This window comes from Streptomyces coeruleofuscus, assembly GCF_039532725.1.
GTDB classification, from domain to species: Bacteria; Actinomycetota; Actinomycetes; order Streptomycetales; family Streptomycetaceae; genus Streptomyces; species Streptomyces coeruleofuscus.
Genome location: NZ_BAAASE010000003.1, coordinates 98,530 through 117,881, shown reverse-complemented (window position 1 = coordinate 117,881; position 19,352 = coordinate 98,530). Strand labels below are relative to the sequence as shown.

The following is a 19,352-nucleotide window of genomic DNA, read 5'->3' as shown; positions in this document are numbered from 1 at the left end:
CGGGGACAATGGTCCCCGTGCGCTACCGCATTCTCGGCACGACGCAGGCGCTCCGCACCGACGGCACGGTCGTTCCGGTGGGCGGGGCGCGGCTGCGTGCGCTGCTGACCGTGCTGGCCCTGCGGGCCGGCCGTACCGTGCCCGTGGGGCTGCTCGTCGACGAGGTGTGGGGCGCTGAGCCGCCCTCCGACGCCCCGGGGGCGCTCCAGGCGCTGGTCGGGCGCTTGCGGCGGGCGCTCGGGGCCGACGCGGTCGCCTCCGCCGAGGGCGGGTACCGGCTCACGGCCGCGCCCGACGACGTCGACCTGCACCGGTTCGAGCGGCTGGCCGGTGAGGGGCTGCGGGCCCTGGCCGACGGCGACCCCGCCAAGGCGGCCGTGGTCCTGGACGACGCGCTCGCCCTGTGGCGCGGACCGGCCCTCGCCGACCTGCCCGACCGCGCCGCCGAGGCGGCCCGCCGGGACACCCGCCGCCTGGACGTGCTGCGCGCTCGCCACGGCGCCGCCCTCGCCCTCGGCCAGGCAGAGCAGTCCCTGCCGGAGCTGACCGCCCTGTGCGACAGCCACCCCCTGGACGAGCCCCTCCAGACCCTGCGCCTGCGCGCACTGCGCGACGCCGGCCGCACGGCGCAGGCGCTGGACGCGTACGAGGACGTGCGGCGGCTGCTCGCCGACCGGCTCGGGGCCGACCCGGGGCCGGAACTGCGCGCCCTGCACGCGGAGTTGCTGAAGCTGGGCGACGACGGCCCCGTGTCCGGGCCCGCCGCGGACGCCCCGGCCGTCGGCAACCTGCGCGCCCGGCTCACCTCCTTCATCGGCCGCGAGAGCGACCTCCAGACCATCCGGCGCGATCTCACCGCGGCCCGCCTGGTGACGCTGCTCGGACCCGGCGGGGCCGGCAAGACACGGCTGTCCCAGGAGGCGGCCGAGACCGTACGGCACGCCATGCCGGGCGGCGTGTGGCTGGCCGAGCTCGCCCCGGTCGACGACCCCGCCGCCGTACCGGAAGCCGTACTCACCGCCCTCGGCGCCCGCGAGACCGTGCTGTACGGCGCCGGCGCCGAAGGCATCCGGGCCGCCGTCGGCGACCGGCTCGACGATCCCGTCGAGCGGCTCGCCGAGCACTGCTCCAGGCCCGGCATGCTGCTGATCCTCGACAACTGCGAGCACGTCGCCGAAGCCGCCGCCCGGCTCGCCGAGGAACTGCTGGAGCGCTGCCCCGGCCTGACCGTCCTCGCCACCAGCCGTGAACCCCTCGGCGTGCCGGGGGAGTTGCTGCGGCCCGTGGAGCCGCTGCCCGAGCCGGTCGCGCTGCGGCTGCTCGCCGACCGGGGCGCGGCGGCCCGGCCCGGCTTCCGGACCGAGGACGACCCCGAGGCGTGCGCGGAGATCTGCCGGCGCCTCGACGGCCTGCCGCTGGCCATCGAACTGGCCGCCGCCCGGCTGCGGATGCTGACGCCCCGCCAGATCGCCGACCGGCTCGACGACCGCTTCCGTCTCCTGACCTCCGGCAGCCGTACCGTCCTGCCCCGCCAGCAGACCCTCAGAGCCGTCGTCGACTGGTCCTGGGACCTGCTCGACGAGGACGAACGTGACGTCCTGCGGCGGCTGTCGGTGTTCGCGGGCGGCTGCGACCTGCCCGCCGCCGAGGCGGTGTGCGGACCGGCCGCCCTGGAGGCGCTCGGCTCCCTCGTCGACCGCTCCCTGGTCGTGGCCACGCCGCCCGGCGAGTCGGGCGACGGCGAGATGCGCTACCGGCTGCTGGAGACCGTCGCCGAGTACGCCGCCGAGCGGCTGGACGAGTCCGGGCAGCGCGACGGCGCCGAGCGCGCCCACCTGACGTACTTCCGCGAACTCGCACGCACCACCGACCCCTTGCTGCGGGGCCCGGGCCAGCTCGCCGCGATCCGCCGGCTGGAGCGGGAGTACGAGAACCTGCGCACCGCCCTGCGCCGTGCCGTCGCCCTGCGCGACGAGCAGGAGGCGCTGTGCCTGACGCTGTCCCTCGTCTGGTACTGGCAGATGCGCGACCTGCGCATCGAGGCCCGCAACTGGTGCCGCGAGGTCATGGCCCTCGGCCCCGACCCCTTCAGCGAGCCCGTTCGCCGCGCCGCCCCCGTCTGGCAGCGCTGCACCGACGCCCCACCCCCGATGACCGGCGAGGTCCTCCAGGAGGCCCGGCGCGGCATCCACCTGGCCCATCTCGCCTGCATGGACACCGAACTGGACGCCTGGCAGAACCCGCGCTCCCGGGAGAAGCTGCGGATCATCTCCCAGACCTACGAGCCCGGCCTCCCGCAGAACTGCCGGCTCCCCGGTCTGCTCTGGTTCTTCGCCGTGATGCTGACCGGCGACATGGAACGGCTGCGCGTCGTCATCGACGCGGCCATCCGCACCTGCCGCGAGACCCCCGGCTTCGACTGGGAGCTGGCCGCCGGTCTCCAGATGCGGGCCAACTTCCTCGCCAACCGCACCGACTGGGCGGGCGACGCCGCCCGCGACGCCGACGAGTCGCTGGAGATCTACCAGCGCCTCGGTGACGCCTGGGGCACAGCCGATGCCCTCTCCGCGCGCGCCGAGGCCCGCGAGCGCAAGGGCGACTACGCGAGGGCCGCCGCCGACTACGAGGCGGCCATCGGACACGCCGAACGGCTCGGAGCCCGCGCCCAGGCGGCCGTCCTCAGCGCCCGGCTGGCCAGCGCGCTGCTGGAGGCGGGCGAGGACGAACGCGGCGAGCGGCTGCTGCGCGAGGTGATCGCCCAGCACGAGGACTCGCACAGCGAGGCCATGCCCGCCGCCCGCCTCTTCCTGGCCGGCTGGCTCGGCATGACGGACCGCGCCGCCGAGGCACGCGAGCAACTGCGGCGGCTGCGCCAGGACTTCCGCATCGCCCACTTCATCGTCTTCGACGCGTTCATCCTCGGCGCGGAGGCCTGGCTGGACGCCACGGAGGGACGGTACGAGGAGTGCCTGGACCGGATCCGCAAGGCGATGGAGCGGGCCGCCGACCCGCTGACCGAGGCCATCGCGCCCCATATGCGCTCGGGCTACCTGATCATCGGTGCGTCGGCCCTGGCAGCACTCGACGGCGGGCGGCGCGCCGTGGACGCGGCCCGCTGCCTGGGCGCCTTCGACGCCCTGCTGCCGTCCGACCACGTCGCCCAGCGGCAGGAGCGCCAGACCCGCGAGTGGGCGGAGCGGCAGGCCCGTGCGCTGCTCGGCGACCAGGCGTACGAGACCGCGTACGCGGAGGGCGGCGGCCTCTCCCTGGAGGAGGCCACCGCCCTGCTCTGACGCGGATCAGGATGCGCCCGGTCAGCTCTTCGTACGGAACTTGTGGATCGCGATGGGCGCCATCACGGCCGTGATCGCCACCGACCAGCCGAGCGTCACCCACAGGTCGTGCGCGACCGGCCCGCCCACCATCAGCCCGCGCGCGGCGTCCGCCAGCGTCGACAGCGGGTTGTAGTCGGTGAACGCCTGCAACCAGCCAGGCATGGACGTGGTCGGCGCGAAGATCGACGAGCCGAACTGGAGCGGGAACAGCACCAGGAAGCCCATCGCCTGCACGGACTGCGCGTTCTTGAGGATCACGCCCAGGGTGAGGAACACCCACATGATCGACGAGGCGAACGCCGTGGACAGGGCCACGGTCGCGAACAGCCCCGGCCAGTTGGTGATCTCGAACCCGACCGAGACGGCCACGATCATCAGCACGGCGGTCGCGAACAGCATCCGCAGCAGTTCCACCGAGATCTTCGCGAACAGCACCGAACCGCGCCCGATCGGCAGGGAGCGGAAGCGGTCCATGACACCGGAGTTGAAGTCCTGGCTGAAGCCGGTGCCGACGCCCTGGGACAGCGTCATGCTCATCATCGCGATCATGCCGGGGATCACGTACTGCACGTACCGGTCCTGCCCGCCGCCCAGCGCCTGCCCGATCGAGCCGCCGAAGACGAACACGAACAGCAGGGTGAAGATGACCGGCATCAGCAGGGCGTCGGCCATCGACTCCGGGTCCTTGCGGATCCACAGCAGGTTGCGGCGGATCAGGGCACCGGTGTGGCGCAGGTGGCCGCGCAGCGAGATGCGGGCGTCCGCCTCGGCGTCGTGGATGGTGACGGCGCTCATACGGCGGCCTCCTGAAGGTCTTCGGCGGGCACGGCGTCCTGCGGGGCACTGGCGCGGTGGCCGGTGAGGGACAGGAACACCTCGTCCAGGCTGGGCAGTTCGGTGGTGATGGAGGAGAGGGTGATGCCGCGCGCGGTGACCGCGCCGACCACGGCGGTCAGCTGCTCGTCGCTGAGGATCGGCACGAGGACGTCACCCCGGTCGGTGTCCACGGTCGTGGTGGCGAGCCCGGTGATCCCCAGCTCGTCCAGCGCGGCGGCGAGGGGCCGCAGGTGCGCCGGATCGGCCGGGCGGATCCGCAGCGCCCGGCCGCCGACCTTCGCCTTCAGCTCCTCGATGGCGCCGCCCGCGATGACCTGGCCGCGGTCGACGACCGTCAGCTCGGAGGCGAGCTGCTCGGCCTCCTCCATGTACTGCGTGGTGAGCAGCACGGTGACTCCGTCGCCGACCATGCGCTTCACCTCGTCCCACACCTCGTTGCGGGTGCGCGGGTCGAGCCCGGTGGTCGGCTCGTCCAGGAAGAGCACGGCCGGCCGCCCGATCATCGACGCGGCCAGGTCCAGCCGCCGCCGCATGCCCCCGGAGTACGTCGCCGCCGGCCGCTTGGCCGCCTCGGTCAGGGAGAAGCGCTCCAGCAACTCGTCGGCCCGGCCGCGGGCGTCCTTGCGGGGCAGGTCGAGCAGCCGCCCGATCATGTACAGGTTCTCCCAGCCGGAGAGCTTCTCGTCCACGGAGGCGTACTGCCCCGTGAGCCCTATCACCCGCCGCAGCTGCCGGGGCTGCCGTACGACGTCGTACCCGGCCACGGTCGCCTGCCCCGAGTCGGATTTCAGCAGGGTGGACAGGATCCGCACCAAGGTGGTCTTCCCGGCCCCGTTCGGCCCGAGCACCCCCATCACGGTGCCCTCCCGCACGTCCAGGTCGACCCCGTCCAGTGCCTTGGTCTCGCCGTAGTGCTTCACCAGCCCCCGCACGGTCACAGCGGCGCCGCCGGTGTTCTTGTCGATTCGCGTCATGGCACAGACGGTGTCAGCTCCCACCGACAAAGCACCGACAGACCGCCGACAGCCCTTGTCGGTGGTCCCGGCAAGGGGACAGCCCGTCGACGGGGGAAGATCGACGGGCTGTCGTGGTACCGCTATGGCTCCAGTGGGGCACCCCTCTGGCTCTAGTGAACGGAGTGCTCCTCCAGCGGGAACGTCCCGCCGACCACGTCCTCCGCGAACGCCTTCGCCGCGTTCCCCATGACCTCACGCAGATTCGCGTACTGCTTGACGAACTTCGGGACGCGACCGCCGGTCAGACCCAGCATGTCCGTCCACACCAGCACCTGCGCGTCCGTCTCGGGACCCGCACCGATCCCCACCGTCGGGATGTGCAGCACCCGCGTCACCTCGGCCGCCAGCTCCGCCGGAACCAGCTCCAGCACCACGGCGAACGCGCCCGCGTCCTGCACGGCCTTGGCGTCCCGCAGCAGCTGCTGGGCCGCCTCCTCGCCCCGCCCCTGGACGCGGTAGCCCATCGAGTTGACGGACTGGGGGGTCAGGCCGATGTGCGCCATGACCGGGATGCCGGATTCGACGAGCAGCCGGATCTGCTCGTGCGACCGCTCGCCCCCCTCCAGCTTCACGGCCTGCACGCCCGCCTCCTTCACCAGCCGGGTCGCCGAGCGCAGCGCCTGCACCGGACCCTCCTGGTAGGAGCCGAAGGGCAGATCGCCGACGATCAGGGCGCGCGAGGTGCCCCGTACGACCGCCGCCGACAGCATGGTCATCTCGTCGAGGGTGACGGGCACGGTCGTCTCGTACCCGAGGTGGCAGTTGCCCGCCGAGTCGCCGACGAGCATGACCGGGATCCCGGCCTCGTCGAAGACGGACGCGGTCATCGCGTCGTAGGCGGTGAGCATGGGCCACTTCTCGCCGCGCTCCTTGGCGACGGCGATGTCCCGCACGGTGATGCGGCGGGTGCCCTTGCCCCCGTACAGCGTCTTGCCGCCGTCGGAGGACTTCTTCTGAGCAGTCTGGGCAGCCGGAAGCTGCGTCATTGCACGGCTCCTAACACGTCATCTCGAGGCGCCCTGACGGCGTCCCCGGACCACGTCCATGGTGGCACCTCGTGTCATCCAGGGCTAGGGGAGCCCCTGTGAGTTCCGCCCCGGTGCCGGAAGCACAGCGCACGTAAGGGCTCGGTAAAAGTAATTCAATACGAGACGGTCTCGTATCGAAATGGCTCTAGGGTCGACGGCATGACTACTCCTGCCGACCGTGCCGCCCCCACCGGCCCTCGCGTACCGGAAGCGGTGCACCGGCGTCGCTGGGCGATCCTCGGCGTGCTGATGCTCAGCCTGCTGATCGTCGTCCTCGACAACTCGATCCTGAACGTCGCCATCAAGACGATCTCCACACCCGCCCCGACCGGCCTGGGGGCCACGCAGAGCGAGCTGGAGTGGGCGATCAACTCCTACACCCTCGTCTTCGCGGGCCTGCTGTTCAGCGCCGGCCTGCTGGGGGACCGGCTGGGCCGCAAGAAGGTGCTGCTCGGCGGGCTGGCGGTGTTCGGCGTCGGCTCCGCGCTCGCCGCCTTCTCCGGCTCCCCGGGCGAGCTCATCGCCTTCCGGGCCGTCATGGGCCTCGGCGCCGCGTTCGTCATGCCGGCCACCCTCGCCGTCCTCATGAACGTCTTCGAGCGCGAGGAGCAGCCGAAGGCCATCGGCATCTGGGCGGGCGGCGTCGGCCTCGCCATCGCCATCGGCCCGATCACCGGCGGTGTGCTCCTCGACCACTTCTGGTGGGGCTCGGTCTTCCTCGTCAACGTGCCGATCGTGCTGCTCGCGCTCGCGCTGATGCTGTGGCTGGTGCCCGACTCCCGCGACCCCAGCCCCGGCCGCCTCGACCCCGTCGGCGTCGTGCTGTCCGTCGTCGGCCTGGTGCTGCTCGTCTACGGCATCATCAAGGGCGGCCAGCTCGCCGACTTCACCGACGCCACGGTGCTGGCGACGATCGGCGCGGGGCTCGCCGTGCTCGTCGCCTTCGTGCTGTTCGAGAAGCGCACCGACCACCCGTCCATCGACGTCACGTACTTCGAGAACAAGGTCTTCTCGGCCGCCGTCGCCGCCATCGCGCTGGTCTTCTTCGCGCTGATGGGCGTGACCTTCTTCTCGGTCTTCTACACGCAGAGCGTGCGCGCCTACTCGCCGCTCCAGACCGGTCTGCTGATGCTGCCGCTGGCAGCCGCCCAGCTCATCTTCGCGCCGCGCGCCCGGCTGCTGGTCGACCGCTTCGGCAACAAGGCCACCACGACCGCCGGAATGCTGGTCATCGCCGCGATGCTGGCCGCCTTCGCCACGCTCGACGCCGACACGCCCATCTGGATCCTGGAAGTGATCTTCTTCCTGATGGGCACCGGCATGGCGCACGTCATGACGCCGGTCAGCGTCGTCATCATGCAGGCCCTGCCCCGCGAGAAGGCCGGCTCGGCCTCCGCGCTCAGCAACACCTTCCGGCAGGTCGGCGGCGCCCTGGGCATCGCCGTCCTGGGCTCGGTGCTGTCCGCGGCCTACCGCACGGGCATCGAGGACAAGCTCGACCGGCTGCCGCCGGCCCTGCGGCACACCGCGGGGGAGTCCATCGAGGCCACCCTCGGCGTCGCCGCGAAGCTGGGCCCGCAGGGCGAGGCCCTGGTCGCCCCGGCCTACGACGCGTTCCTGCACGCGATGCACGTCACCGCCCTGTGGGGAGCGGGGGTCGCGCTGATCGGCGCGGTCGTCGTGGCGCTGTTCCTGCCCGGCAGGCAGCCGGAGCCGCAGCAGGGGGAGGAGGAAAGGGAGTTGTCGGACGCGCGGCCGTAGTCCTCGGACACGCGGTCGTAGACCTCGGACACGCGGTCGTAGCCCCTGCGGGAGAATCATCCTCATCCTGCCCAGGAAAGGACCCAGCGACGTGAGCCTCGCCGAACGGCACCCCCGGCCAGACGGCCCCCCGAGGGGCCGCCCCAGAAGCGAGGCCGTGGAGCGCGCCATCATCGAGGGCGTGATGAGGCTCCTGGAGGAGGGCGTGCCCCTCGCGGAGCTGTCCATCGAGCGGATCGCCCGCACCGCCGGCGTCGGCAAGGCCACCATCTACCGCCGCTGGAGCGGCAAGGAGGAACTCTTCGCCGACGTCCTGCGCGCCACCGAACCCCCCGGGCCGCCGCTCCCCGGCACCTCCACGCGCGACGACCTCGTGGCCCTGCTGGAACAGGCGCGCCGGCGCGGCCTGGCCAAGCGCTCGTCGGCGATCCTGACCAACGTGCACGCCCAGATGAAGAGCAGCCCGAAGATCTGGGCGGCGTACGAGGCCACCGTCCTCGCACCGCGCCGCCGGCTGGGCCTGGAGATCCTGCGCCGGGGACAGGAGAACGGCGAACTGCGTACGGACGTCGACATCGAACTTCTGAGCGACATGTTCATCGGCCCCGTGCTCGTGCGCTCCGTCCTGCGCCCGGACGCCGACCTCCCCGACGACCTCGCCGCCCAGGTCGTCGACACACTCCTCGAAGGCCTACGGCCCGTCAGTTCCGCAGCTCACGGGTCCTAGTGTGCGCGTTTCGTCACAGAGGGCGCTTACTCCGGTCCCGACCGGAACTCGTCCCGCGGGCTCGAACGTCCTCGCCCCCGTACGGCCGTCGAGCGACGGCGGGAACGGAACGGATCATCCCCTAGGGTCGTAGACACGGGGGCGATGGTGTGCACGGCAGGCAGTGAGGCGACGGTATGGCGCAGCAGCAGGCGTACATGACGGAGACGGCAGACGGCGGCTCGGGGCCCGAGCCCCGGGGAGACCGGCTTCGGCGCCTGTTCGACCGGTTCCTCGGCGACTGGCGCGGTGACCGGCAGATCTGGCGGCGCGGGATCGTCGTGGCCGCGTGCGCGGTGCTGCTGGCCGTCGTCATGCTGCTGCACTCGCGGATCCCGAACACGATCGGCAACCTCGGCAGCCTCGTCGAGACGTTCCTGCCCTGGCTCGGCCTCTTCATCCCGGTGCTGCTCCTCGTCGCCGTGGTCCGCAAGTCCGCGACCGCCCTGATCGCGGTGCTGCTGCCGGCCATGGTCTGGCTGAACCTCTTCGGCGGCCAGGTCAGCGACAAGACCGCCACCGGCGGCGACCTCACCGTGGCCACGCACAACGTCAACGCGGACAACCCCGACCCGGCCGGTACCGCCCGTGACGTGGCCGCCTCCGGCGCGGACGTGGTGGCCCTGGAGGAGCTGACGGCGGGCGCGGTCCCGACGTACGAGCGGGCGCTGGACTCGACGTACCCGTACCACTCGGTGCAGGGCACGGTCGGGCTGTGGAGCAAGTACCCGCTGACCGGCGTGGGGGCCGTCGACATCGACCTGGGATGGACGCGGGCCATGCGCGCCACCGTGACCGCCCCGGCCGGGCAGGTCGCCGTCTACGTCGCCCATCTGCCGTCCGTGCGCGTGAAGATGGAGGCCGGCTTCACGGCCCGGCAGCGCGACCGGAGCGCCGACTTCCTGGGCGAGGCCATCGCCCACGAACCGCTGAAGAACGTCGTACTGCTCGGCGACCTGAACGGCACGATGAACGACCGCGCGCTCAACGCCGTCACCTCCCAGATGCGCTCCACGCAGGGCGCCGCCGGCAACGGCTTCGGGTTCAGCTGGCCGGCGTCGTTCCCGATGGCGCGCATCGACCAGATCATGGTCAGGGGCCTGAAGCCGGAGAGCTCGTGGACCCTCCCGCAGACGGCCAGCGACCACCTGCCCGTCGCGGCCCGTGTGAGTGTCACCACAGGAGGCTGAGAAAAACCGCAGCTCAAGGCCTGTCCGGCAGGAGTGGGCAACCGCGGCTTCACTTCCTGGAGGCCTCGCGGAATAGTCGGCCTGCGAGACTTTGTTCCGTACTTGAACATACGAAGTCGTGAAGTACGAACACCGCAAGTCTCGAAAGGCTCCCTCATGCCCCTGGCCCTGCTCGCCCTCGCCGTGGGCGCCTTCGGCATCGGTACGACCGAGTTCGTGATGATGGGGCTGCTGCCCGATGTCGCGGACGACCTGAACATCTCGATACCCAGCGCCGGCCACCTGGTGTCGGCGTACGCGCTGGGCGTCGTCATCGGCGCCCCCCTGCTGGCCGCGGTCACCGCCCGGATGTCCCGCCGTACGGTCCTGATCGGGCTGATGGGGCTGTTCGTCGCGGGCAACGCGCTGTCGGCCCTGGCTCCCGACAACGGCTGGCTGCTGGCGGCCCGCTTCCTGAGCGGTCTGCCGCACGGCGCCTTCTTCGGCGTCGGCGCCGTCGTCGCGACCAACATGGTCGCCCCCGAACGCAAGGCGCGCTCGGTCTCCCTGATGTTCCTCGGCCTGACGGTCGCGAACGTCGTGGGTGTGCCCGTCGCGACCCTCATGGGCCAGCAGCTCGGCTGGCGGGCGACCTTCCTCGGCGTCAGCGCCATCGGCCTGGCGGCGATCGCCGCGCTCGCGTTCCTGATCCCGCACGACCACGAGCACGCCACCGCGAAGGGCCTGCGCGGCGAACTGGCCGCCCTGCGCTCCGTCCCGGTCTGGCTGTCGCTCGGCACGACGGTCGCGGGCTTCGGCGCCCTCTTCGCGGCCTACAGCTACATCACGCCCATGCTCACGGACGCCGCCGGGTACGCCGGAGCCAGCGTGACCCTGCTGCTGGCCCTGTTCGGTGTCGGCGCGACCGCCGGCAACCTGCTGGGCGGCCGCCTGGCCGACCACTCCCTGCGGGGCACGCTGTTCGGCGGCCTGGGCGCCCTGGTGGCAGTACTGGCGCTGTTCCCGCTGCTGATGCGCACGGAACTCACCGCCGCCGTCGCCGTGATCCTGCTCGGCATGGCGGCCTTCGCCACGGGCTCCCCGCTCCAGCTGATGGTCATGGACAAGGCCGCGTCGGCCCCGTCCCTGGCCTCCTCCGCCAACCAGGCCGCCTTCAACCTGGCCAACGCCGGCGGCGCCTGGATCGGCGGCCTCGCCCTGGCCGCGGGCTTCGGCGTCACCTCCCCGGCCCTGGCCGGCGCGGTCCTGGCCGTGCTCGGCCTCGGCGTGGCGTCGCTGGCGTACGCGGTGGACCGGCGCACCGCGCCGGCCGGCGGCCGCGAGCGGGTCGTGGCGAGCCATGTCCCGCAGGAGGCGGAAGCGGTGCGCCGCTGACGAAAGTCTCCGCCGGTGCGCCGGCGCGGTGACTCGGGCGGCAGCCCGCGGGTGTGCACCTGCGGGCTGCCGCCCTTTGTGTAAGGGACCGCTGTGTAAGGGACCGCCCCGTACGGCACCCGAGAGGCGGCGTCGCCTTCCCCGTGGTCAGATGCGACGTGCCGCGACAACCGCCGAACTGGACGGCGTGGTGAGGACTTCGGTGGCGTCCAGGGCCGGGTGGGTGAGGTAGAAGAGGCGGAGCTCGTCCACCTCGCCCTCGAACCGGGGCGGCCAGTCCGCCGACGGGGTGAAGTCGTCCAGGACGAGGATGCCGCCGGGCGCCAGCAGGTCGACGACCCGTTCAGGGGCGTCCCGCTTGCCGCCGCCGTCGCAGAAGAAGACGTCGAACGGGGCGTGCCGCTCCAGCAGGCGCCAGTCGCCGGTCAGCACCCTGACGCGGTCGTCGTCCCCGAAGACGCCCGCCGCTCGCCGGGCCAGCTCCTCGTCCCGCTCCACGGTGACGAGACGCGCACCGGCCCCCAGGCCACTGTGCAGCCAGGCGGTGCCCACCCCCGAGCCGGTGCCGCTCTCGGCGACGACCCCACCGGGCTTGGCGGCGGCGGCCAGCCTGAGCAGCCTGCCCACTTCAGGGATACAGCTCTTCTTGAACCCCGCCTCGGCGGCAAGCCGCTCGGCGACCACCACGCGGTCCGGAACCTCACGCTCTGCCATGATCAGCTCCCTGTCGGTGTCAGGCCGACGCTACCTGAGCCCCCGTCAACGAGCCGACCGGCCAGGGGAGTTGGACGGACCGCCCGTCGAAGTCAGCGGCGCTGCCCGAAGCCCTGCCGGCTCGTCGACGAGTGTCAGACCGACTCCCGCCACCCGTTCGTGATCGGCAGGCGGCGGTCCTTGCCGAAGCCCTTCGCCGAGATCTTCGTCCCCGGCGGGTACTGACGTCGCTTGTACTCGGCCGTGTCGACCATGCGCAGGGTCTTCGTGACCAGCGCCCGGTCGTAGCCGGCCGCGACGATCTCGTCGGCGCCCCGGTCCCGGTCGACGTAGAGCTCCAGGATCGCGTCCAGCACCGGGTAGTCGGGGAGCGAGTCCGTGTCGACCTGGCCCGGGCGGAGTTCCGCGCTCGGGGGCTTGGTGATGGAGTTCTCGGGGATCGGCGGGGTCTGGCCGCGTTCCACGGCGGCCCGGTTGCGCCACTCGGCCAGGCTGAAGATCGACGTCTTGTAGACGTCCTTGATGGGGCCGTAGGCGCCCACCGAGTCGCCGTAGAGCGTGGAGTAGCCGACCGCCAGTTCCGACTTGTTGCCGGGGGCCAGGACGATGTGGCCCTCCTGGTTGGAGATGGCCATGAGCAGCGTGCCGCGCAGGCGCGACTGGAGATTCTCCTCGGCCAGGCCCGACAGGCCCAGGGAGCCCATGTACGCGTCGAACATCGGCTCGATGGCGACGGTGCGGTAGTTCAGGCCGGTGCGGCGGGCCAGTTCCGCCGCGTCGTCCTTGGAGTGGTCCGAGGAGTACTTCGACGGCATCGACACGCCGTACACGTTCTGCGCGCCCACCGCGTCACAGGCGATCGCCGCGACCAGCGACGAGTCGATACCGCCGGACAGACCGATCAGGACCGACTTGAAGCCGTTCTTCGCGACGTACGCCCGCAGGCCCACGACCAGCGCCGAGTAGACCTCCTCGTCGTCGTCCAGGCGGTCCGCGTAGCCACCGGTGAGCTCGGGCTCGTACGGAGCCAGAGGCTTCTCCGACAGCACCACCCGGTCGATGCGCAGGCCGTCGTCGACCACGCCCGTCGGCGCGTCCGCCGACGCCGCAGGCAGCTCCAGGTCCAGGACGACGCAGCCCTCGGAGAACTGCGGCGCCCGCGCCACGACCTCGCCGTCCCTGTCCACGACGATCGAGTCGCCGTCGAACACCAGCTCGTCCTGGCCGCCGATCATGGCGAGGTAGGCCGTGGTGCAGCCGGCCTCCTGGGCCCGCTTGCGGACCAGCTCCAGGCGCGTGTCGTCCTTGTTGCGCTCGTAGGGCGAGGCGTTGATCGAGACCAGCAGGCCCGCCCGCGCCGAGCGGGCCGCGGGGACACGGCCGCCGTCCTGCCAGAGGTCCTCGCAGATGGCCAGGGCCACGTCGACGCCGTGGACGCGCAGGACCGGCATGCTGTCGCCGGGCACGAAGTAGCGGAACTCGTCGAAGACGCCGTAGTTCGGCAGGTGGTGCTTGGCGAAGTTCAGGACCACCTCACCGCCGTACAGCACCGCGCCCGCGTTCTGCGGCGCGCCGGCCGGCTGGCCGTACTTCGGCTGGGCGGTCGCGCAGCGGTCGAGGTAGCCGACGATCACCGGCAGCTCGCCGAAGCCCTCGTCGGCCAGGCGGACGGCAAGGCTCCGCAGCGCCGCCCGGGAGGCCTCCACGAAGGACGGCCTGAGGGCCAGGTCCTCGACGGGATACCCGGTCAGCGCCATCTCGGGAAACGCCACGAGATGGGCTCCCTGCTCGGCGGAGTGCCGGGTCCAGCGGACGATCGACTCGGCGTTCTGGGCGAGGTCGCCGACGCTCGAGTCGATCTGGTTCAGGGCGAGACGTAGTTGAGGCACGGGCCCAGTGTAATCGTCAGAGCGACGCAATGGGGTGGCGTGGGTCACCCCCACACCACCCCGTTCCCCTTGCGGTGGTCGGCTCGCGGAAGTCAGCGGCGCCGGTACGACTCCACGTAACCGCTCGCGGGCGTGCCCACGCCGGTGACGTCGTCGTAGCCCTTCACGGCCGAGAGCGAGCTGTCCTTGCCCAGGCTGCGTACGGACGTGGCCAGGCCGCCCGTGGCGTCGTAGCCGTTCACGAAGTCGACGCGGGCCACGGCCAGGCCGGAACCCGTCGGGTCGTCGGTGACGTCGTGGTAGGCCTTGGAGCCGGCCTCGGCGTAGATCGCCGGGTTGGCGAAGCCGATCGGCGTGCCGCCGCGGGCCTCCTGGGCCAGCGCCTGGATGGCGGCGATGGTCGGCGCGGCGAGCGAGGTGCCGCCGATCCGGTACTCGCTGTACGCCTGCGTCTTCCCGTCGGGCAGGGTCTGCGTCTGGCCGACCAGGAAGCCGGTGTTCGGGTCGGCGATCGCCGCGATGTCCGGGACGACGCGGTTGCCGTACGCGCTGTCGGCCTTCGCCAGCGCGTCCGGTACGACGCCCTGCTGATAGGAGGGCTCCGCCACCATCTCACTGGTGCCGCCGCCCGCGCCGGAGGTGAAGGCGCCGGGGAAGTCCGTCCAGCTCTTGCCGTCGGCCGACAGGTTCGCCTTGTCGGTGCCCCAGCCGGTCTCCCACAGGTACGTGTCGTTCTTGCCGACGGCCAGCGAGGTGCCGCCGACGGCGGTCACCCACGCCGAGTTGGCCGGGGAGTCGACCTGCTTCGTCCCGGAGCTCGCGACCTCGTCGCCGTTGTCGCCGGAGGAGAAGTAGAAGCCGATGCCCTCGACCGCGCCGAGCTGGAAGACCTGGTCGTAGGCGGCCGCGAGGTCGGGCGTCTGCGCCGCTTCGACCTCGCCCCAGGAGTTGGAGACGATGTCGGCCAGGTGGTGGTCGACGACCTTGCCGAGGGCGTCGAGCAGGTCGGCGTCGGAGCAGGACGCGGCACCCACGTAGGTGACGTCCGAGGCCGGCGCGACCGCGTGCACGGCCTCGACGTCCAGGGTCTCCTCGCCGTACCAGCCGGACGCCGAGCAGGCCTTGGTGTCCGTGTACTTCCTGGGCAGCACCTGGTGGAGCCGGCCGGTCTTCCAGGCCGCGTCGCCGTGCTTGCCGGCGTAGGTGGACGCGTCGTAGGCGATCGTCGGCGAGGCGTACGCGTCCGTGATGGCGACCCGGACGCCCTTGCCGGTGCGGGTGCCCGCGCCGTAGGCGGCCCGCAGCTGCTTGCCGGTGTAGCCCTTGATCGCGTACGGGATCTTCGTGCCGTACGCGTCCGGCAGCGTGCTCGCGGTGTTCGAGCCGTAGTACGAGGAGAACGGCCCGGCGTTGCGGAACACGGTGTCCGGCGGCGGCAGTCGGTCGTCGTGCGTGACCATGTGCGGGGCGTTGTCCAGGCCCGTGACGGTCAGCACGGCGTCGGCCAGGCCCGCCGGCACGGAGGCGGTGCTCGCGGGGGCGCGGTAGGTCTTCGAGCCCTTGGCGAAGTCGTGCAGCTGGGCGCCGAACGCCTTTTCGGCGGCGGCCACGTCACCGGTGACGGAGACGTGGTGCGCCGTGACGCCGGTGACTCTCAGGCCGGCGGCCGTCAGCCAGGACTTCACGGCCGCCACCTGGGCCTCGGTCGCGCCGAAGCGGGCCTGCGCCTGCTTTGCCGTCAGGTACTTGCCGTACGAGGCCGACGTCGGGTCGGAGACGGCCTTGGCGTACGCGGCGAGGCCGGCCGCGTCGCGGCCCCGGAGATAGACCCGGGCCGACACCCCGGCGCCGTCGGAGGTGGCGCCCTCGTCGGCCCTGGCCGTGGCCCACGCGGGCTTGGTCCCGGCGAGCAGGTCGCGGAGCGGGTGGTCGGCGGCGTGGGCCGCGGGTATGCCGAGCGCCAGCGCGCCGACGAGCATCGGCAGTGTCGCCGCCATGCTCACTCCGGCGCGCACCTTGGCGCGGTTGGATCTCATGGAACCCCCAGTGCGGTTCGACGCGAGTGGATCACTCGACGGTCGCCACTCTCGCGACGAACCGTTCATGCCAGGGGAATGCGCAGCCCAAGAAGCGCTCTACGGAGGCCAAGAGGAGGCCAAGAGGCCGCACCACAGGGTGATTTGGGGCTTACGCCCTACGAGCGCGGTGCGGCGCCCCGCTCCTTGAGCATGTCCGCCATCAGGCCGATCTCCGACCGCTGCGCGTCCACCATGCCCTGCGCGAGCCGCTTCTCCACGCCGACCGTGCACTTGTCGACACAGCCCTGGGCCATGTGGACGCCGCCCTGGTGATGGTCCGTCATCAGCTGGAGGTACAAGATCTCCGCCTGCTTGCCGCTGAGTTCGCCGAGCCTCTTCAGCTCCGTGTTGGTCGCCATGCCCGGCATCAGCGCGCCGTCCTTGCCGGAGGCCATGTCACCCATGTCCATCCACGTCATCGGCGGCTGGGAGGACACCTTGGGCAGCCCCCACAGGTCGAGCCAGCCGATCATCATGCCGCGCTGGTTGGCCTGGGTCTGCGCGATGTCGTACGCGAGGCGCCGCACCTCCTCGTCCTCGGTGCGGTCGCGCACGATGTACGACATCTCCACGGCCTGCTGGTGGTGCACCGCCATGTCCCGAGCGAACCCGGCGTCCGCGGACTCGGCGGACGGGGTCCGGCCGCCGCCGTCGTCCCCGGCGACGGCGTAGGTGATCGCGCCGGCCGCGACGAGCGCCGTCGCCGCGGCTCCCGCGATCAGACCGACCTGCCTCACTGCGACAGGCCGTTCGTGCAGGCGGCACCCGGCTCGGGCGTCTGCTCGCCCTGGACGAACTTCTCGAAGAACTTGTCGACGTCCGGGTCGCTCGCGCCCGTCACCGTGCGCTGGTGACCCCACGCCGAGAGCATGATCGGGCCCTTCTGGCCGTCCAGCGGGCTCATCAGCGTGTACGGCGTCTTCTTCACCTTCGCCGCGAGCGCGTCGATGTCGGCCTTCTTCGCGTCGGCGTTGTACGTCACCCACACCGCGCCGTGCTCCAGCGAGTGCACGGCGTTGGTGTTGTTGATCTCCTTGGTGTAGACGTCGCCGTTGCAGTTCATCCAGGCCTGGTTGTGGTCACCGCCGACCGGCGGCACGGAGGCGTACTTCACCGCCTTGGTGACGTGGTTGCGGGCCAGCTCGCCTTCCCACTTCTTCACGCCGTCCTTGCCCGTGACGAACTTCCCCTTGGCCGAGGAGTCGCTCGCCGCGGTGTCGCTGCCGCCGTCGGACTGGGACCGCACGAGCACGACACCGCCGGCGACGAGACCGCAGACGATCACGACACTGGCCGTGATGGTGAGGATCCGGTTGCGGCGCTCACGGGCCTGCTCGGCGCGCCGCATCTCCTCTATCCGCGCCTTGCGGTCCGTGTTGCTCTTCTTGGCGGAGCCCATGGGGTGTCCTTCGTGGGGAAAGTGGGACGGTCGGGTGAGCTGATCGTAATGGGGGAGACCGGGCCCCTCGTAGGGCGGCCGCGGGAATGGGCTGAATCGATACGGCACCGACAGGTGACCGACAGCTTCCCCTGACTGTTCGAACCTGTGATCCGGGCTGTTCGCACCCGGGATCCGGATTATTTGAACCTGAGATACCGATTACCTAGGCTGCGAGCATGCGGCTGCTGCGCTCCACCGACCTGGCCCTGCGGGTCCTGATGCGGCTCGCCGTCGCCGACGAGTCGAGTCCGACGACCCGCGACGTCGCCACCGGCATGGACGTGCCGTACACCCACCTGGCGAAGGTCGTCGCCGAGCTCCAGCACATGGGCCTGCTGGCCGCCCGTCGCGGCCGCGGCGGCGGTCTCACGCTCACCGAGCGGGGCCGCACGGCGTCGGTGGGCGCCGTGGTGCGCGCCTTCGAGGGCGACGGCGACGTCGTCGACTGCGAGGGCCCCACGCCCTGCCCCCTGAACTCCGCCTGCCGCCTGCGCGGCGCCCTGCGCCGGGCCCAGGAGGCCTTCTTCGCCTCACTGGACCCGATCACGGTGGCGGACATCGTGGCGGAGCCGACCGGGGCGCTGCTGCTGGGGATCTCGCGGGGCGCTTCTCCCCGTGATACCTAGGCCGCCTGCCCCGCCAGCCACAGGTCCGGCCCGAACACCTCGTAGTGGATGTCGGCCGGTGCCACGCCCTTGCCGATCAGCTGGGCCCGTACCGCCCGCATGAAGGGCAGCGGCCCGCACAGGTACGCGCGCGTGCCCGGCGCGACCGGGACGTCGGCGAGGTCGACCAGGCCGGAGCGGGTGCCCGCCGGGGCGTCCTGCTCGTACCAGAAGTGGACGGACGCGTCGGGCAGCTTGGCGGCGTAGGCCTCGTGGTCGCCGCGCAGGGCGTGGGCGGCGGGTGAGCGGTCGCCGTGCACGACGGTGACCGGGGCGCGGTGCCCCGAGCCGGCGAGGTGGGCCAGCATCGCGGTCATGGGGGTCACGCCGATGCCCGCCGAGGCCAGCAGCAGCGGGGTGCCGGCGCCGGCGTCCAGGACGAGGTCGCCGTACGGCTCGGACAGCTCCAGGACGTCACCCGCCTGCACGCGCGCGTGGAGGTGGTTCGAGACCTCGCCGTCGGGGGCGCCGTCGCCCTGCACGCGCTTCACGCTGATCTGCCGCAGGTCCGGGGCGGGCGCCCCGGAGAGGCTGTACTGCCGTATCTGCCGGGCGCCGTCCGGGAGCGTGACGCGGACGGAGACGTACTGGCCCGCGAGGAAGTCCCGCACCGGACCGCCGTCGGCGGGCCGCAGCCGGAACGTGGCGACGTCGTCGGTCTCGGCGACGCGCTCGACGACCTCCCAGGCCCGCCAGGCGTACCCGCCCCGCTCCTCCCGCAGCCGCGTCTCGACGGCGATGAGGGCGTTCGCCATCAGCCAGTAGACCTCGTCCCAGGCGGCGGCGACCTCGGGGGTGACGGCGTCGCCGAGCACGTCGGCGATGGCGGCGAACAGGTGCTCGTGGACGATGTCGTACTGCTCGGGCGTGACGCCGAGGGAGGCGTGCTTGTGGGCGATGCGGTGCAGCATCGCGTCCGGCCGCTGCTCCGGGTGGTCGAGCAGGTGCGTCGCGAAGGCGGCGATGGATCCGGCGAGCGCCTGCCGCTGGGTGCCGGCGGCCTGGTTGCCCCGGTTGAACAGGTCGTTCAGCAGCTCGGGGTGGGCCGCGAACAGCCCGGCGTAGAAGCGCTCGGTGATCGTGCCGAGGGCCGCGCCGACGGCGGGGAGGGTGGCGCGGACGGTGACGGCGGACTGCTCGGACAGCATCGGGACTCCTCAGGACTCGACTGCCGCGCACAGTATTTAAAGTTGCATCTGAAATGCAAATTAAGTGGGAGGGGAGCGAACCGAACCGGCCGTTACGGATGCCGGGGCGA

General features: G+C 71.9%; 15 protein-coding genes. 6 read left to right on the top strand and 9 right to left on the bottom strand.

The genetic code is table 11. The features are described 5' to 3' along the window. The first annotated feature begins 8 nt into the window (after positions 1 to 8). Positions 9 to 3,293, top strand: coding sequence for a BTAD domain-containing putative transcriptional regulator (locus tag ABFX81_RS11820; protein WP_086848765.1), 3,285 nt, complete (start codon positions 9 to 11; stop codon positions 3,291 to 3,293). Between the two features lie 21 nt (positions 3,294 to 3,314). Here ABFX81_RS11820 and ABFX81_RS11815 read toward each other — a convergent pair whose 3' ends face one another. The 3 genes from ABFX81_RS11815 to panB form a co-directional block, all read right to left on the bottom strand. Further along, positions 3,315 to 4,130: an ABC transporter permease gene (locus ABFX81_RS11815; RefSeq protein WP_086848762.1), complete on the bottom strand. Its 816-nt coding sequence runs from the start codon at positions 4,128 to 4,130 to the stop codon at positions 3,315 to 3,317. Continuing rightward, a complete protein-coding gene (locus tag ABFX81_RS11810) occupies positions 4,127 to 5,146 on the bottom strand; it encodes an ATP-binding cassette domain-containing protein (protein WP_346138019.1) in 1,020 nt (339 codons plus the stop codon). The genes ABFX81_RS11815 and ABFX81_RS11810 overlap by 4 nt, the downstream gene beginning before the upstream one ends. Before the next feature lie 152 nt (positions 5,147 to 5,298). Continuing rightward, positions 5,299 to 6,174 (bottom strand): 3-methyl-2-oxobutanoate hydroxymethyltransferase, encoded by an 876-nt coding sequence (gene panB / locus ABFX81_RS11805; protein ID WP_086848760.1) that lies wholly within the window; start codon positions 6,172 to 6,174, stop codon positions 5,299 to 5,301. 201 nt (positions 6,175 to 6,375) lie between these two features. Here panB and ABFX81_RS11800 point away from each other — a divergent pair, with 201 nt between their 5' ends. The 4 genes from ABFX81_RS11800 to ABFX81_RS11785 all read left to right on the top strand — a co-directional run bounded on the left by ABFX81_RS11800 (position 6,376) and on the right by ABFX81_RS11785 (position 11,307). Then, complete coding sequence (locus ABFX81_RS11800; RefSeq protein ID WP_086848758.1) at positions 6,376 to 7,977, top strand: DHA2 family efflux MFS transporter permease subunit; 1,602 nt, start codon at positions 6,376 to 6,378, stop codon at positions 7,975 to 7,977. A 91-nt stretch (positions 7,978 to 8,068) separates the two neighbouring features. Beyond that, positions 8,069 to 8,704, top strand: a complete 636-nt coding sequence (locus tag ABFX81_RS11795) for a TetR/AcrR family transcriptional regulator C-terminal ligand-binding domain-containing protein (protein WP_086848756.1) — start codon at positions 8,069 to 8,071, stop codon at positions 8,702 to 8,704. A gap of 176 nt (positions 8,705 to 8,880) precedes the next feature. Next, a complete protein-coding gene (locus ABFX81_RS11790; protein ID WP_086848754.1) occupies positions 8,881 to 9,933 on the top strand; it encodes an endonuclease/exonuclease/phosphatase family protein in 1,053 nt (350 codons plus the stop codon). Between the two features lie 156 nt (positions 9,934 to 10,089). Next, entirely contained in the window at positions 10,090 to 11,307 is a 1,218-nt protein-coding gene (locus tag ABFX81_RS11785) for an MFS transporter (protein WP_086848753.1), read from the top strand. A 147-nt stretch (positions 11,308 to 11,454) separates the two neighbouring features. Here the strand turns inward: ABFX81_RS11785 and ABFX81_RS11780 are convergent, their stop codons facing one another. From ABFX81_RS11780 to ABFX81_RS11760, 5 genes are all read right to left on the bottom strand, one after another. Beyond that, positions 11,455 to 12,021: an O-methyltransferase gene (locus tag ABFX81_RS11780; RefSeq protein WP_428837162.1), complete on the bottom strand. Its 567-nt coding sequence runs from the start codon at positions 12,019 to 12,021 to the stop codon at positions 11,455 to 11,457. A gap of 134 nt (positions 12,022 to 12,155) precedes the next feature. Further along, positions 12,156 to 13,910: an NAD+ synthase gene (locus tag ABFX81_RS11775; RefSeq protein ID WP_086848747.1), complete on the bottom strand. Its 1,755-nt coding sequence runs from the start codon at positions 13,908 to 13,910 to the stop codon at positions 12,156 to 12,158. 92 nt (positions 13,911 to 14,002) lie between these two features. Further along, on the bottom strand, positions 14,003 to 15,946 hold the full coding sequence (locus tag ABFX81_RS11770) for a protease pro-enzyme activation domain-containing protein (protein ID WP_086848746.1): 1,944 nt from the start codon (positions 15,944 to 15,946) through the stop codon (positions 14,003 to 14,005). Positions 15,947 to 16,104: 158 nt separating this feature from the next. Beyond that, a complete protein-coding gene (locus tag ABFX81_RS11765; RefSeq protein WP_086848744.1) occupies positions 16,105 to 16,725 on the bottom strand; it encodes a DUF305 domain-containing protein in 621 nt (206 codons plus the stop codon). Then, positions 16,722 to 17,387 (bottom strand): DUF3105 domain-containing protein, encoded by a 666-nt coding sequence (locus tag ABFX81_RS11760; protein WP_086848741.1) that lies wholly within the window; start codon positions 17,385 to 17,387, stop codon positions 16,722 to 16,724. The genes ABFX81_RS11765 and ABFX81_RS11760 overlap by 4 nt, the downstream gene beginning before the upstream one ends. Positions 17,388 to 17,605: 218 nt before the next feature. On the opposite strand from ABFX81_RS11760, the gene ABFX81_RS11755 reads away from it, so the two are divergent. Then, positions 17,606 to 18,055, top strand: coding sequence for an Rrf2 family transcriptional regulator (locus ABFX81_RS11755; RefSeq protein WP_086848739.1), 450 nt, complete (start codon positions 17,606 to 17,608; stop codon positions 18,053 to 18,055). Here the strand turns inward: ABFX81_RS11755 and ABFX81_RS11750 are convergent. Then, entirely contained in the window at positions 18,052 to 19,242 is a 1,191-nt protein-coding gene (locus tag ABFX81_RS11750; RefSeq protein WP_086848737.1) for a globin domain-containing protein, read from the bottom strand. The two genes, ABFX81_RS11755 and ABFX81_RS11750, sit on opposite strands and share 4 nt — an antisense overlap. Between the last annotated feature and the right edge of the window lie 110 nt (positions 19,243 to 19,352).